This is a genomic window from Photobacterium sanguinicancri, from assembly GCF_002265265.1.
Taxonomy (GTDB): domain Bacteria; phylum Pseudomonadota; class Gammaproteobacteria; order Enterobacterales; family Vibrionaceae; genus Photobacterium; species Photobacterium sanguinicancri.
The window spans coordinates 1-361 of the sequence record NZ_NOIF01000539.1 but is presented as its reverse complement, the minus strand read 5'-3'; the positions used below and the strand labels follow the sequence as shown (position 1 = coordinate 361).

At 68.1% G+C, this 361-nt stretch carries 1 protein-coding gene; it reads left to right on the top strand.

The window, feature by feature from the left end; all coding sequences use genetic code 11:
- Positions 1–33: 33 nt before the first annotated feature.
- The coding region (locus ASV53_RS26680) for an MFS transporter (protein ID WP_141226368.1) at positions 34–361 on the top strand (328 nt) is incomplete at its 3' end.

The following is a 361-nucleotide window of genomic DNA, read 5'->3' as shown; positions in this document are numbered from 1 at the left end:
CGCTCGACGGATGCGGTTCGACGGGGCTCGGAAGTGAGCGATGCACGGGGCCATCTGATCGATCTCTCCCCCCTGCGAGCGAGCCCTGCCTTCGCCCGGATGTGGATCGGGTCGGCTCTCACCGGCATCGGCGGCCAGCTCACGCTCGTGACGGTGATGCTCCACGTGTTCGAGTTGACCGCGAGCACGTTCGCCGTCTCGATGATCGCGGTCGCGGGTCTCATCCCCATGATCCTCGCCGGTCTCTACGGGGGCATGCTCGCCGACGCCTTCGATCGCCGCCGTGTCGCGCTTCTCGCCGCGACCATCACGTTCGCGTCGACGGCGCTGCTGGCAGCCCTCACCTGGACGGGTTCGGAGA